The 13,344-nt window shown below is 57.3% G+C and carries 12 protein-coding genes; 7 read left to right on the forward strand and 5 right to left on the reverse strand.

Features of this window, described 5'->3' with window-relative positions:
* Positions 1–31: 31 nt before the first annotated feature.
* A complete protein-coding gene (locus WG938_RS08425) occupies positions 32–811 on the reverse strand; it encodes a DUF6474 family protein (RefSeq protein ID WP_339979682.1) in 780 nt (259 codons plus the stop codon).
* A gap of 126 nt (positions 812–937) precedes the next feature.
* Between WG938_RS08425 and WG938_RS08430 the strand changes: the two genes are divergently transcribed.
* The gene (locus WG938_RS08430) at positions 938–2,704 is read left to right on the forward strand and encodes a ribonuclease H-like domain-containing protein (protein ID WP_339979684.1); all 1,767 of its coding nucleotides are present in this window, start codon (positions 938–940) and stop codon (positions 2,702–2,704) included.
* A 90-nt stretch (positions 2,705–2,794) separates the two neighbouring features.
* The gene (locus WG938_RS08435; protein ID WP_339979686.1) at positions 2,795–3,709 is read left to right on the forward strand and encodes a Dyp-type peroxidase; all 915 of its coding nucleotides are present in this window, start codon (positions 2,795–2,797) and stop codon (positions 3,707–3,709) included.
* Here WG938_RS08435 and WG938_RS08440 read toward each other — a convergent pair.
* On the reverse strand, positions 3,706–4,578 hold the full coding sequence (locus WG938_RS08440; RefSeq protein WP_339979688.1) for a crotonase/enoyl-CoA hydratase family protein: 873 nt from the start codon (positions 4,576–4,578) through the stop codon (positions 3,706–3,708). The two genes, WG938_RS08435 and WG938_RS08440, sit on opposite strands and share 4 nt — an antisense overlap.
* Positions 4,579–4,968: 390 nt before the next feature.
* A complete protein-coding gene (locus tag WG938_RS08445) occupies positions 4,969–5,571 on the reverse strand; it encodes a superoxide dismutase (RefSeq protein WP_339979689.1) in 603 nt (200 codons plus the stop codon).
* Positions 5,572–5,778: 207 nt separating this feature from the next.
* Between WG938_RS08445 and msrA the strand changes: the two genes are divergently transcribed.
* Positions 5,779–6,414, forward strand: coding sequence for a peptide-methionine (S)-S-oxide reductase MsrA (gene msrA, locus WG938_RS08450; protein WP_339979690.1), 636 nt, complete (start codon positions 5,779–5,781; stop codon positions 6,412–6,414).
* Between the two features lie 8 nt (positions 6,415–6,422).
* Here msrA and WG938_RS08455 read toward each other — a convergent pair whose 3' ends face one another.
* The gene (locus tag WG938_RS08455; protein WP_339979692.1) at positions 6,423–6,587 is read right to left on the reverse strand and encodes an antitoxin; all 165 of its coding nucleotides are present in this window, start codon (positions 6,585–6,587) and stop codon (positions 6,423–6,425) included.
* Between the two features lie 122 nt (positions 6,588–6,709).
* Positions 6,710–8,473 carry an alpha/beta-hydrolase family protein gene (locus WG938_RS08460; RefSeq protein ID WP_339979693.1) on the reverse strand — a complete coding sequence of 588 codons (1,764 nt, stop codon included), beginning with the start codon at positions 8,471–8,473 and terminating at the stop codon, positions 6,710–6,712.
* Positions 8,474–8,647: 174 nt separating this feature from the next.
* Here WG938_RS08460 and WG938_RS08465 point away from each other — a divergent pair, with 174 nt between their 5' ends.
* The 4 genes from WG938_RS08465 to WG938_RS08480 all read left to right on the forward strand — a co-directional run bounded on the left by WG938_RS08465 (position 8,648) and on the right by WG938_RS08480 (position 13,336).
* On the forward strand, positions 8,648–9,613 hold the full coding sequence (locus WG938_RS08465; RefSeq protein ID WP_339979694.1) for an L-lactate dehydrogenase: 966 nt from the start codon (positions 8,648–8,650) through the stop codon (positions 9,611–9,613).
* 98 nt (positions 9,614–9,711) lie between these two features.
* Positions 9,712–11,676: a pyruvate kinase gene (locus WG938_RS08470; protein WP_339979695.1), complete on the forward strand. Its 1,965-nt coding sequence runs from the start codon at positions 9,712–9,714 to the stop codon at positions 11,674–11,676.
* Positions 11,677–11,744: 68 nt separating this feature from the next.
* Positions 11,745–12,500, forward strand: a complete 756-nt coding sequence (locus WG938_RS08475) for a hypothetical protein (RefSeq protein WP_339979696.1) — start codon at positions 11,745–11,747, stop codon at positions 12,498–12,500.
* Positions 12,500–13,336 carry a glycerophosphodiester phosphodiesterase gene (locus tag WG938_RS08480; RefSeq protein ID WP_339979698.1) on the forward strand — a complete coding sequence of 279 codons (837 nt, stop codon included), beginning with the start codon at positions 12,500–12,502 and terminating at the stop codon, positions 13,334–13,336. The genes WG938_RS08475 and WG938_RS08480 overlap by 1 nt, the downstream gene beginning before the upstream one ends.
* Positions 13,337–13,344: the final 8 nt, after the last annotated feature.

Consider the following 13,344-nt stretch of genomic DNA (forward strand, 5'->3'; position numbering starts at 1 on the left):
ACGTGAAGTTCATTTACCCGTTGATTGATTGTTACTTACCAATCATTTCGACGATTTCGCCATCCAGCTTGTTCAGCTCGGCAGTAATCGACTTATGCGTGCGGCGACGCTGATCCGGGGTCATCCGCTCGGCAGTTTCTACAGAGTCGTCGAGAACCTCGAGGCGCTTCTTCGCATCCTTTACGAATCCACTGGTTCCTGACTTGTTGGAACGCTCGAGATCGTCCAAAGCCGTGCGGATCTTGCCGATACGTGCACGCAAGCCAGCACCGTGACCATAAAAGCGTGCGGATTCCGCGCCGGTGACACCGTACTGTTGGGCCTTGGCATTCAGCTCTCGGTTCTGTAGGAACGCAATGCCACGGTAGGCCAATGGCAGGGCAACTGGAATGATCATGCGAGCTGCAGCGACCCAGTTCTTTGCCTTATCTGCAGTAAATCCCTGCGCGCGCTGCTGCTCCAAGATCTTTGCGGCCATCGCGGTCTGATGCTTCTGCTTTGCAGCGAGTGCCTTGCGTTCAGTCTTGGTCTCGCCCTTGTGGATCTTGACCATGCGCTTCGACGCGCGATCATCCAGCTTCTGCTGCTTCTTCAGTTCCTTTTTAGCCTGCTTGACGTCCATCGAAGCAGCCTTTTCCATCATCTTTTGGTCGCGCTTAGCTTGCTTCGCGGCAGCCTTGCTCTCGGCCTTCTTCGTCTCGCGCTTCAGCTTTGCCTCGTGCTTGGCGGCCGCCTTGGCCTTAGCGGTTGCGGCCTTTACTTCCAGCTTCATATCGCGACGACGTTCGCGCATTGCGTCCAAGAAACTCATGATGTCCTGTTCTTCGTTCAGCTATATGGTCAGCGTGAGATAGTTCAAATCCGGCTAATGATCTAACTATTTAGTAACTACCAGGGTAACGCGATTTGAGCGCGGGAGGCGATATTCTTGAGCACTGTGACTCCCCTGAAATCTTTGGCCAAGCCTGTTACCGGTTCCGATCTTATCGGTTGCCGTTACCGATTGGTTCGCGATTTATGGGAATACCAGGGCAAAGGTCAGGTGAAGAACGCAGTTGAGGAATCTCGCTCTCACCACAAGGATGCTGTCTTGGCTGCAATTCCGCATCCTATTGTCATCCAGGATGGGCCAGATGCGGACCTCGAAACATTGGAAGCAATGGCAGCGGGTGCTCCATTTATCATCGGCGCAGTATTGAGACATGAGCGTCCGCCTGCCACCTACGATGCCGCCGGCCGTGCCATGAACCAACGAGCTTTCTCTGGCATTGCCGAGGAGTCTCGTCCTGATCTACTGGTGAAAATCGACGATGCTCCACAGACACACGGGCCTCGCTACATGCCGGTACTAATCGTCGCGCACAAGTTGCTTAGTCCCCACAAGGGGCGTGCTCCGGCAGCAAAGATCTTGCCACTCACCCGTCTTGCGGGACCAGGGGTGTTTGGGCGCACGATGCGGCAGGGGATCGTCGCAACGCAAAAGTGGAGGTTGCGGCACCACGGCCCGGATGCGGTGCGCCTGGGGCAGGCTGCGGCGCTGTTGCACAGGTTGGGTGTCTCGAGTGGTCTTGTCGGCGGCATTGGCGCTGATGGGGAAAACATTGTGGTGGTCGATGAGGGGCCACGGGTGGCGTCGTATCGAGCCGCCCTTCGGGATGCCCGCGAGACCGTGTACGCAGTCACTGGTGAACCATCTCGGTGGGAGGTCGGACGGTGGCCGTTGGCTGCTCGCAAAGTGAGGGAGTGCAAGGGTTGCCGTTGGCATGACGCATGCGATGAGGAGCTTCGCCACAGCGATGACATCTCGCTGTTGCTCCCGGGCGACCGCGCCTCGAAGCTTCGCGAACAGGGCATTTCCACCGTCCGAGAGCTTGCTGCCGCCGACAACTGCGGAGAGCAGAGCTGGCTAGCCCGGGCGGTGCTCGCTGATATTCCTGCTTTACGACGAGTTGATGTCACCTCAGCACCCCGAGCCGATGTGGAGATAGACATCGATATGGAGGCGTACCCGTCTCACGGAGCTTATTTGTGGGGAGCGTGGCCGGTGGGCGAGGATTACCAACCTTTCGTGACATGGGCCGCGCCGGGCGACAAAGGGCTTGGCGGTCAGGCGGAAGCACAAAACTTTGCGCTGTTTTGGACATGGTTGATGAAGCGGTGCAATGACGCACTGCGTGCCGGTAAATCCGTTCGCGTGTATTGCTGGGCTGCGGAAGGCGAGAACTACTGGCTGCGGCAAAGCGCTGATCGCTTCGGTGGCATGGAGTTTGTGGTCGACGGTGCGATTGTTGGTGACCGTGATGGTGAGAACAGCGAAGGCAAGAGTGGCGAAGGCTCAACCGTTATCCGGGTGCCATTGCGTTCAGAGATTGATGAGTTCATCTCGTCAGATATGTGGACCGACATGTTCCGGGTAACTAAGTCGCAGCTGCTGTCGCCACACGGGATGGGATTGAAGGTCGTCGCACCGATGGCAGGGTTCCACTGGCGCGATGAAGGAGTTGATGGCGAAATGTCCCTTACGTTGTACGAACAAGCAGTTGGACTCGCAGAAATCGCGCCTACTGTGGCCGAGAGCGCGCGTGCTGCCTTACTTCGTTACAACGGTGACGACTGTCGCTCCGTGGCACACATTCGCGATTGGTTGGACTCTGGTCAAGCGACCCAGGAGATTCCGCACGGAAGCAAGTTGCCGAAACCGTAGCCAGACAGTTGAAGGCGTGACCACTACCATCCGCCAGCAACGTCGCCAATTTGGTGGCACAACCACATTATGGACAGGCACCATGGATACATGGCTCATCAAAGTGGAATTACCGGAATCGGCGTTACTGATCACGTCTACATCGAATTCGATCTAATCGATGGTGTTGATTTGGCGACGGCCGTCGCAAAGCTAGCTGAAGCGATAAACGTGCCAACGACCGCAGGTGCAAACATCGTGGCAGGTGTCCGTCCGGAATTGTGGGCGCGTGTCGCGGAGGCGGCGGACGTACCGGACAATGTGCACGGGTTTAACGAAGCGATTGTGGGACGTGACGGGTACACGATGCCGGCGACTCAGCACGATGTGTGGTTGTGGGTAGCGTCATCGTCGCGGTCGGCAGCATTCGATCTGTCGCGGTCGATCATCGAGCAACTGCGGGAGGTTCTGACTGTGGCTGACGAGACAGTTGGTTGGGTCTACCAGCACAATCGCGATCTGACCGGGTTCGAGGACGGTACCGAGAACCCAGGTGCGCTCGAAGCTCCGGGTGTGGTCGCGATTCCAGCAGGTCAGCCGGGCGCAGGTGCGTCGATCCTGCTGTACCAGCTGTGGAAGCACAAGACGGTCGACTGGGAAAGCTTGGACACCAAGACTCAGGAAGATGTCATTGGGCGAACACGCGATGACTCCACCGAGCTTGACGACCACGTCATGCCCGACGATTCCCACGTCTCTCGAAATGTGATTGAGGTCGACGGCGAGGAGTTGGAAATCTTCCGACGTAACACCGCGTACGGAGACCATAATGACCATGGCACAGTGTTCGTCGGATTTTCCTTTGACCAGTGGCGCATGGAAGAAATGCTCCGTCGCATGGCCGGAGCCGACGACGAGCAAGGGCCACGCGATGCGCTGACTCGCTTCACTGACGCGATCTCCGGAAGCTGGTACGTGTGCCCATCAGTCGAGGCGCTAGCGAAGCTGCTGCCGGAAGAGGACTAACCCCGACCTAGCCAGGTGCCGCGCCGGGCATAGCGCGGTGCGACCTTCTTCAATGCTGCCGAGCGTGCACGGACTGTATTTTCCCTGGCGAAGAGCATGAGCTGTTCGATGCGTTCGGCCCGAAATGTTGCGCGCGGGGATTTCGAGGTATTCGTATACAAGCGTTTCGTCGCTGCTAGCTGATCTGGTGAGCGCCCCACGAGTTTGTGCATCATCGACCATGCTTCTTCCGTAGCGACGGTGAGGTCGAGGGCAGTAGTCGTCGCTAAGCCAAACTCAGTGGCGGAGGCGCCGGAGAGTTCTTCGCCGGACATCGTGAGCCATTTCGCCTGATCAAGCGGGAGTTGATCAGTGAGCGTGCGGATACCAGACATATCTGGGATGAGCCCCCACTTGGTTTCCAGCACAGACCAACGTGAGTCGGCGGTGGTGATGCGGAAGTCCGCGCCCAGGGCGATCTGCAACCCGCCGCCGTAGCAGTGGCCGTGCACGATTGCGATAACGGGAACGGGTACGCGGCGCCAATCCCAGCATGCGCGCTGGAACACGTTCGTGCCGTGGATATCGGGGAGGAAGCCGGTGGCGAGCGCAAAACGGGCGGATCGCGTCGGCTGCAGAGCGGAGCCGAAATCGAGCCCAGCACAGAACGAAGCGCCTTCACCTGCGAGGATGATGCCACGTAACTCGGGGTCGCGGGCGAGCGTTCGGGCGGTGGTGGATAAGTCGCGGAGCATGTCGATGGTCAGGCCATTGAGCTTTTCCGGACGGTTCAGCTTGACGACGGCTACCTTCCCCGCAACATCGCCACCGTCAGAGGAAAGCTGCTCGAAACTCACGGAAATGTTCTGAAAATGTGCGAACTCGGTCATGAGGGTGAGCGTATTCAGGGCGATACGAGGTGCGCGGCGTTTTGCGGAAATTGATTGTGGAGCGTGAGGAGACGGCGGTGCAGATGGAAAAGCATTGTGCTTTAGGAGTCTCCCTCCATGAGGTACGCGGGCCCGCACGATTCACGAAAACGCGTCAGCACGCATCGCCAGGCGTGAAATCTACGCCACTATGTCGCTCCTGCACCGGAAACCGCTCCTGCACCCGCACCTCGAAATCACAAAACGCGCCCCACGCACATAAAGTGCATGAAGCGCGTTCAGGTTAGCTATAAAGCCAACTGCAAAGTCAGCAGAACTGACCAGCCAACAAGCAAGCTGAATCGCCTACCGGCGTAATCGCTTACTTGCTTGACTTCTTACTTAGATCTTTTACTTAGAAGCCTTTGCGAAACGCTCTGCAACGTCATCCCAGTTGAAGACGTTCCAAACAGCCTTGACGTAGTCAGCCTTAACGTTCTTGTACTGCAGGTAGAAAGCGTGCTCCCACATGTCCAGCATCAGCAGTGGGGTCAGGTTGATGGAGATGTTGCCCTGCTGGTCGGTCATCTGCTCGATGACGAGACGGCCAGCAACGTGGTCGTAACCAAGCACTGCCCAGCCGGAGCCCTGCAGGCCGAGAGCAGCACCGGAGAAGTGATCCTTGAACTGCTCGAAAGAACCGAAGTCGCGGTTGATAGCTTCAGCCAGCTCGCCGGTTGGCTCGCCGCCACCATTTGGAGACAGGTTCTTCCAGAAGATGGAGTGGTTGGCGTGTCCACCAAGGTTGAACGCCAGGTCCTTGGACAGAGCGGTAACAACGGAGGCAACTTCGCCGTTTTCGCGGGCAGCCTGCAGCTTGTCCAGGGCAGCGTTAGCGCCGTTGACGTAGTTCTGGTGGTGCTTGGTGTGGTGCAGCTCCATAATCTCGGCCGCAATGTGTGGCTCGAGTGCGTCGTAAGCGTAGTCCAGCTGTGGAAGCTCGTAGGTAGCCATGAAAATGGTCCTCCTTCATTTGACGAAATAACTTCTGTGCAACCGATGGTACGCAAGATCGGGAATTACGCAAGAGAATACATTCGAAAATAGGCATATTCTCAGCCAACTATTCGGCCTTGTCTATTTAATCCGCGCGCGGAAAACCAAAAATTCCCACAAAAAGCATGCTTCACGACGTCCCCCTCCACCATTATCATCAGCCATATGTCGAATGAGTCGCGCAATCATCACAACCACATTTTTTCGGCGGAGCAGATTCTTGGGGCTCCGGTCGTCGGGAAGCATGTTGTCCTGGGCAACCCGGTCGGGGAGTGGCCAGCGAATTGCGAGGTGCTGATCGTGTCGGCCGGGTGTTTCTGGGGCGTGGAGAAATTGTTGTGGCAGCAGCCAGGTGTGGTTACAACCCTGCCGGGATACGCCGGCGGACACACCGAGCAGCCGGATTACCGGTCGGTGTGTTCCGGTCTAACAGGGCACACGGAATCGGTGTTGGTCGCGTTCGATCCTGGGGAAACGAGCTTTGACCAGTTGCTCCGAGTGGTGTTGGAGGCGCATGATCCGACGCAAGGGGATCGTCAAGGTAACGATATTGGCCCGCAGTACCGCTCTGCAGTATTCCCACTTGACGACGATCAGATGGCAGTCACCACCGCACTCCTGGCTAACTATGGGCAGCGACTTTCGCGAGCAGGATTCGGGCCAGTGACAACCGAAGTCACGCCGCTCGGCCAGACTCCGACAGGAAGTTTCTGGGCAGCTGAGGAATTTCACCGTGGCTACTTACGCAAAAACCCGCAGGGATACTGCCCAATCCATGCGACGGGCATTTCCTGCGGGTAGGAGCGCGTTTACTTATTGAGGTGGTTGCGTGCAGCGTCCTGAGCCTTGTCGACGTGCTCAGCGTGCTTGTTACCGGTCTTGGCATCGATTGCGTCGCCGGCTTTATCAACGCCCTGGTCAACCTTGTCTGGGTTATCTGCTGCGAACTGCTTTGCCTTGTCGAACATGCTCATGAGGAAAGCACCGTCCCTTCTCAAATTGGAGTCGATCAGTAAAGATCGCTTTGGCACACACCATAACGACTCCTGCCTCGACGTGCGGGGGAGATTTCATGAGAAATATGCCAATGAAAGCCCTAGAACCGAGGGGCATGGTTGCGTTTAATCCATTTCCGAATGCGTTTGAATTTGATGCCATTGGCGCTTTTAAGCTTCTCTTTCATTGGCAAACCAAGAACAGAAGCCCAGGCAGGAAGCATTTCTTCTTCGTAGCGGTGACCAATTCCACCGGGGGTTTCGGTCGAGACTAATCCGTCGATGAGAACTTGCCAGAACGTTACAAAGGGGAACCAGCGCATTGTTGGCAGCACATCGCGGCCGAGCGGTTCACGAAGCCAGTCAGGTCGTCGCCAAGCGAGTGAATAGTCCCACCAAACGATCGGGTCCGATGCGTGCTGTAGGAATACCACCCGGGGATGAAGCCACTGTCCGAGCGGTGCCCCAGATACCGACTCGTAGAGCTCCCTCGGCCGGGTAGCAAAGCGGATGTGCCGACCGCCGTCAATAGTGGGTGCGATCTCGGGAGAACCAGGGTCTCGGTTTTTGGTGATTTCCTGCCACATCGGAGTGAATCGAGGAGCGCCTGACCACACGGCTCCATCAATCTTCGACAGCATGTCTTCCGCATCAAAAAACGCGCTCGTGCCACCAAAAGCGCCCAGTGATTCGCCTGCTACGTAGAACTTCGGGCGGTTGTCTTCCGGGAGTTTTTGCCATTCGCGATACACCCGATTGATCAAAGCTCGACCAGCTAGCGGGGCAGTGTCATGATCAGCCAACCAAGCATAAGGCGACGGCAAATCTGAATACTGCAGGCCAATCTGCGCACAATTACCGAGAGTCAAGAATTCGACCGTGACCAGCGACCATTCCGGCGTCCATCCGGTGCCCGTGGTGGTGTAGACGACCAGATGGTCGCGTCGGAAAGCACCGGTGCGATGCATTTCTCGAATGATCAGCTCCGTCTGCGCCGCTAAGCTACGACCTCGCACGTGCCCCGCATAAATGCGTATCGGCTCCATGACCTCGCTGCGATCCCGCTTCGTCACCGCCGCGATATCGCGTGCCCGCGGACCATCCGCCACCACCGCGCGCCCCTGCGCACCCAACGCATGCCACGGCTCCAATGACCACGGACTTCCTGATCGCTGTGGCTCCCACGGCTGCTGACGTCCCGGCAGCAAACGCATATTCAGGTTGTGCGCATTGCGAGCCACCTTTGCGACGATCCTGCGAATCAACAACTTATCCACGGCCAACGCGACCGTAGTGCCAAGTACAACGCCGGAAATCACCGGCGCGAAGCCAGGGGGAAGCCACGGCCTAATGGACATCCGCAGGTTGTCGTACACCCAATCAGCCGCGAAGGTGAGCCCTTGAGTTGTCAGGTAGGCGCTTGTCGCCGCCAGAGTACCGGTGAGCTGCGCTTTTGCGGATGAGGTACCGTCCAAACCGACGAGCGAACCAATTTCACGTTGCTGAGAAATCGACCGCGCCCACACCGCGATAGTGGTCGCAGCGATAGAGGAATGCCACGACACCGCGATGTTTCTTTCGACACGTGGCGGGGGCGCGAACCGCACCAATGAAGTAGCGCGCAACCTGCGATCCAATCGGCGAAAGCCGTACCCAACGGCTGTTCCGACCACATGCCCAGCGACTTGCGCAGTGAAAGTCACCACGGCTGTCGGCACCATTGATCGAGGCATCAGCGATGGCGAAAACGCAGCCCACGATGCTATTTCGGCGCCGATCAGGCCTGGATTGGTGGGAAAGCCTCGGTGGGGACGTCGAAAAGCAGCGACTCGGCTGGCAGCCGTGAGCGCACGCTGGAGGTTCATGACTTCATCTTGAAGAGAGTCCGAAAACTTTTCAAGGGAACCCGGTGCGAGCGTGGACCGTTGCGGTTGCGAGAAGTCAGCGAAGAACCCACAGTACGAGAGGTAAGACCCGAGATAGCTAGCTTGACCATCCGCGTTCGAACTCATGTGAACTCAAATGGAGATGAGACGTTCATGAAGGTATCCGTCGGAAACAAAATTGTGCTGATCGGTGCTGGCGATGTTGGCGTCGCCTACGCATACGCCCTGGTCAACCAGGGCACTTGTGACCACCTGGCAATCATTGACATTGATGAGAAGAAGACCGAAGGCAACGTCATGGATCTGAATCATGGCGTTGTGTGGGCTTCAAGCCGTACAAAAGTGACATCGGGAACATACGCTGACTGCGAAGACGCGGCGATCGTTGTGATCTGTGCCGGCGCTGCTCAGAAGCCTGGCGAAACACGTTTGCAGCTTGTGGACAAAAACATGAAGATCTTCCGTTCTATCGTCGGCGACGTCATGGCTAATGGGTTTGACGGAATCATCATCGTTGCCACCAATCCTGTTGACATCCTCACCTACGCCACCTGGAAGTTTTCTGGCCTGCCTGCAAACCGCGTCATTGGGTCGGGCACCATTTTGGACACCGCGCGCTTCCGCTACATGCTCGGCGAGTACTTCCAGGTCTCTCCGATGAGCGCACACGCGTACATCATCGGTGAACACGGCGACTCCGAGTTGCCGGTGTTGTCCAGCGCTACCGTAGCTGGAGTGAGCCTGGCACGACGGCTGGAGGAGAATCCTGAGCTTCGCGACGAGCTTGAGCAGATCTTCGTCCGAACTCGTGATGCTGCGTACGAAATCATCGATGCAAAGGGTTCCACGTCGTATGGCATCGGTATGGGACTGGCGCGTATTTCCCGAGCAATCCTGCAAAACCAGGAGGTGGCGTTACCGGTGTCGGCGCTGCTGCGCGGTGAGTATGGGCATAACGACATCTACGTCGGTACGCCAGCGATTGTGAATCGGCGCGGTATTCGTCGTGTCGTAGAGCTCGAGTTAAACGACCACGAGCGCGAGAAGTTTGATGCGTCGGTTGCTGCACTCCGCGAAGTTCAGGATCCGTTTTGGCAGGACAAAGTGAACAATGGGTGACAAAAGCACGGAAAGTCATCTGTCCGGATGAACTTTCTGTCATCTCGACCCACAATGTGAAGTACTAAAAGTTACGTACGTAGGGAGAGTGCACCTCAATGTCGCATGACATCGCTCCGCTGATTGAACAGCTCGACGGATTGCTCGCTGAGCTCGATAAGACTGCCGAGGCTTCACAAGGTCAGCTGGAGGAGGTGCATCCAGAGCATCGTCGTCGTGCAGAGAACTTGGTGCATTACGCGCACCTGCGCACGATCGATATCCGCGACTTGCAGAATAAGCTGCACGATTTGGGCGTCACCAGCCTGACTACCGCTGAATCTGGTACTCGCGGGCGTTTGGTACTGGCCCGCAACGTATTGAAGCTGGCTAGTGGCCAGGAGTCAGATACCGACGTCGCTGCGATCATTGCTGATGACGAGGCAGCGGACGAAGCACTCGAAAACAACGCCGAAATGTTGTTCGGCGAAGAACGCGAAGGCGTTCCGGCGCGCATTATGGTGACCCTTCCGTCTGAGGCTGCGGACGATGCCGAGATGGTGCTCGGTTTCGCCGAGGCCGGCATGGACTTGGCTCGCATCAACTGTGCGCACGACGGCCCAGAAGTTTGGCGTCGCATGATCGACAATGTTGAAGCAGCTGCCGAGCAGGTTGGCCGCGACATTAAGGTGTCGATGGACCTGGCTGGTCCAAAGCTGCGCACCGGTGACATCGAACCTGGTCCAAGCGTTGGTCGTGCGCGAGTCACCCGTGATGATGCTGGTACCGTGTTGACTCCTGCGAAGATCTGGCTGACTCCGCGTCAGGTCGATATGGGCGGCCCAGTCGATGCTGAAGATACGCATTCGGGTGAGCCAACCCGCGCGCTGACAGTTACGCCGCCACCTGCTGATTTGCCAGGTCGCCCAGCACTGCCACTGACGGTTGATGCTGGTTGGTTGCAGAGCCTGCACATCGGCTCGGAGATCACTTTCCACGACAATCGTTCTGCGAAGCGCCATTTCACCGTCACCCGTATTGAAGACGGTGGCGTACTGGCGGAAGGTCCACGCAACGCTTACGTCCTGGACGGCACCCTGCTGCGCTGTGACTACGAAAAGACCCGCGCAACTGGCATCCCACCAACGGTGCAGAAGCTTCGCTTCGAAGTTGGCGACGAGATGGTCCTCACCTCCGATCCAACTCCAACTGCAATCCCAGATCCTGGTTTCGCTCCACGCATCAATTGCTCTCTTACTGAAGCTCTTGAAGCGCTCCAGGTTGGGGAGCCAGTGCTTTTCGACGACGGCGCAATTGCAGCAGAAGTCATCGAAAAGGGAGAGTCTCCGTGCGGAGAGTTCCTGGATGCGCGTCTTCGCGTCACGCGTGCGAAGCCGGGCGGACAGAATCTGGCTGCGCACAAGGGCATCAACCTGCCACACACCGTTCTGCCGTTCCCATCCTTGACGGATGAGGATATCGAGCACCTGCGTTTCGTCGTGGAAAACGCCCACGTAGCTGCAGTGAGCTTCATTCGAACGGTTGACGATGTCGAGCAGGTGCTGGACGTTATCAACGGTATTGCGGAGGAGCACGAGAAGGCTGGTCAGCCTGAACTGGCAGAAAAGGCACGCAATGTGGGCATTGTGCTGAAGATCGAGACCATCCCAGCTTTCGAGAATTTGCCAAACCTGATGTTGACGGTGATGCGTCGTCGAAACGTTGGTTTGATGATTGCTCGTGGCGACCTCGCAGTGGAGCTCGGCTTCAACCGCATGGGTGAAGTTCCAGGTCAGATTCTGTCGCTGGCACAGGCTGCTGGCCTGCCAACCATTTTGGGTACCCAGGTGCTGGAGACCCTCGCCAAGGCTGGTTTGCCATCGCGCGCGGAGATCACCGACGCAGCGTTTGCCCTGCGTGCAGAGTGCGTCATGTTGAACAAGGGCCCTCACATTAACGACGCGATCAAGATTCTGGATAATCTGGCGAACAAGATGGGTCGTTCGCAGCGTAAGAACCGCATCATGTTGCGTCGTATCCGCAGCTGGGATGCGGAGTATCATCCAGAAAACACTATGAACTAGGTCCCCGACGGTGCGCAGGCCAAACACCATGTGCCGCCTGTGCAACGTATGGAGTAGAGCGAGGGCGCATGAATTGGCAGCAACCAGGCACCGGCTGGCCTCAGCCACACCCTGGTCTGATGTCTCCGGAGCAGTTGAATGCTCCGGTGCGTTTTCGCGCCCGAGCGGTAAGTAACTGGGCAGTTGCTGGTTTTGTGATGTTGGCGTTTGGCCTGGTCGCGCTGTCGCTTGGGTACACGGATCACACTTCGGATATTTTCAAGGCCAATATCTTCCGCGTCGTTTCTACGCTGTTCTTCGCCATTGCGGGTGTCTGTGCCGCGGTTGTGGGTGTGTTCGTGTGGATCACGTTGGCTGCCCTCAAACGCCGTGCGCAATATTGGCAGCCACCGCTGAACCGCGACTTCGTATCCATTTCGACGATGCATGTATGGCCAGTCCGCAACATCACCGGTCCGGTTGTTGCCCTCGCTGAAACTGGGGTTACAGGTTCTGCCCGATACGTGTGGTTCGCGACGTGCGCCCTATGGCCTTTGGGCCTGATCTGGGCAATCGTCGGTGATAGCGCGCTGACGAACTTTCAAAGCGGTGTCGTGCTGTGTCTCGCCTTTGCGACGACCGCCATCACTGCTCGAACCCTTGCGTTGGCGTTGGAGCCTGAGTCAGGTCGTCGTCAAGTAATGCTTGGGAGGCAAGCGCCACAGCCGGGCTTTTGGAGTCGTGGCATCATCGAGCCCGCTACTAGCGCAAAGGCGGAACTAACGATGGTGACGCCACCGTTGGATGACAGTATCGAGAAGTTGTTCATCAAGGAGAACGACTGATGCAGATTGTTGCGCATCGGGGAGCGTCGGGCACTTTTCCAGAGCACACGCTTGCAGCCTACGAAGAGGCAGTGCGACAAGGTGCGGACGGCGTTGAGTGCGATCTTCGACTGTCCGGTGATGGGCATTTGGTGTGTTTCCATGATCGCTTGCTGGATCGGACCACGAATGGGCGCGGGCCGATTGGGGCGATGCCGATTTCCAAGTTGCGGACGTTGAATGCTGGGACGGAAGAGGCACCACAGCCGATTCTTGAGTTCGAGACTTTCCTGGAGTTTGTGTCAGCGCATCCTGATTTGGGAGTGTTTATCGAGACAAAACACCCGGTCATGACTGGGCTGCGCACTGAGCGGAAGCTTCGGGAGCAGCTGAAGCACTTTGGCTTGGATACGGCTGAGCGGACCCATGTGATTAGTTTCTCTACTCGTTCGATGAGCGCAGTGGGAACGATGCTGCCGAAGCTGAATCGCATCCAGCTCGTTGATTCGCCCAGCCCTCGTACTGCTTTACGACGGTACCTCGGACGTCCAACGTCCATGGGTGTGGATATTGTGGGCGCTCGACGTGATCCAACTGGGGCAACGGGGTGGAAGAAGCCGTTGTATAGCTGGTTGGCGAAAACCGACACTGACGTGACCTTTGCGCATGCCCGTGGTGTGCAGTGGCTGGCCACTGATTGGCCTGCAGAAGCTAGAGCAGTTCTTGATACGGCAAGATTGGAGCAGTCGGCTCCGGGTGCCGAGGCAAAGCGGAAACGCGCTGATGCAGGGGCTTTTGTGCCACGAAATGTGCCGCAGAGGTTGGGTCATGGCGCAGGTCTGAACGCGCCCAAGTAAGTTAGTTG

The sequence above is a fragment of the Corynebacterium sp. H113 genome (genome assembly GCF_037572315.1).
Classification (GTDB): domain Bacteria; phylum Actinomycetota; class Actinomycetes; order Mycobacteriales; family Mycobacteriaceae; genus Corynebacterium.

Excerpts from the sequence above, each read along its gene's own strand:
- WG938_RS08440 (WP_339979688.1), bottom strand. The coding sequence starts at position 4,578 with ATGACCGAGTTCGCACATTTTCAGAACATTTCCGTGAGTTTCGAGCAG.
- WG938_RS08445 (WP_339979689.1), bottom strand. The coding sequence starts at position 5,571 with ATGGCTACCTACGAGCTTCCACAGCTGGACTACGCTTACGACGCACTC.
- WG938_RS08455 (WP_339979692.1), bottom strand. The coding sequence starts at position 6,587 with ATGAGCATGTTCGACAAGGCAAAGCAGTTCGCAGCAGATAACCCAGAC.
- WG938_RS08480 (WP_339979698.1), top strand. The coding sequence starts at position 12,500 with ATGCAGATTGTTGCGCATCGGGGAGCGTCGGGCACTTTTCCAGAGCAC.
- msrA (WP_339979690.1), top strand. The coding sequence starts at position 5,779 with ATGTCGAATGAGTCGCGCAATCATCACAACCACATTTTTTCGGCGGAG.
- WG938_RS08475 (WP_339979696.1), top strand. The coding sequence starts at position 11,745 with ATGAATTGGCAGCAACCAGGCACCGGCTGGCCTCAGCCACACCCTGGT.
- WG938_RS08460 (WP_339979693.1), bottom strand. The coding sequence starts at position 8,473 with ATGAACCTCCAGCGTGCGCTCACGGCTGCCAGCCGAGTCGCTGCTTTT.
- WG938_RS08465 (WP_339979694.1), top strand. The coding sequence starts at position 8,648 with ATGAAGGTATCCGTCGGAAACAAAATTGTGCTGATCGGTGCTGGCGAT.
- WG938_RS08470 (WP_339979695.1), top strand. The coding sequence starts at position 9,712 with ATGTCGCATGACATCGCTCCGCTGATTGAACAGCTCGACGGATTGCTC.
- WG938_RS08435 (WP_339979686.1), top strand. The coding sequence starts at position 2,795 with ATGGCTCATCAAAGTGGAATTACCGGAATCGGCGTTACTGATCACGTC.
- WG938_RS08425 (WP_339979682.1), bottom strand. The coding sequence starts at position 811 with ATGAGTTTCTTGGACGCAATGCGCGAACGTCGTCGCGATATGAAGCTG.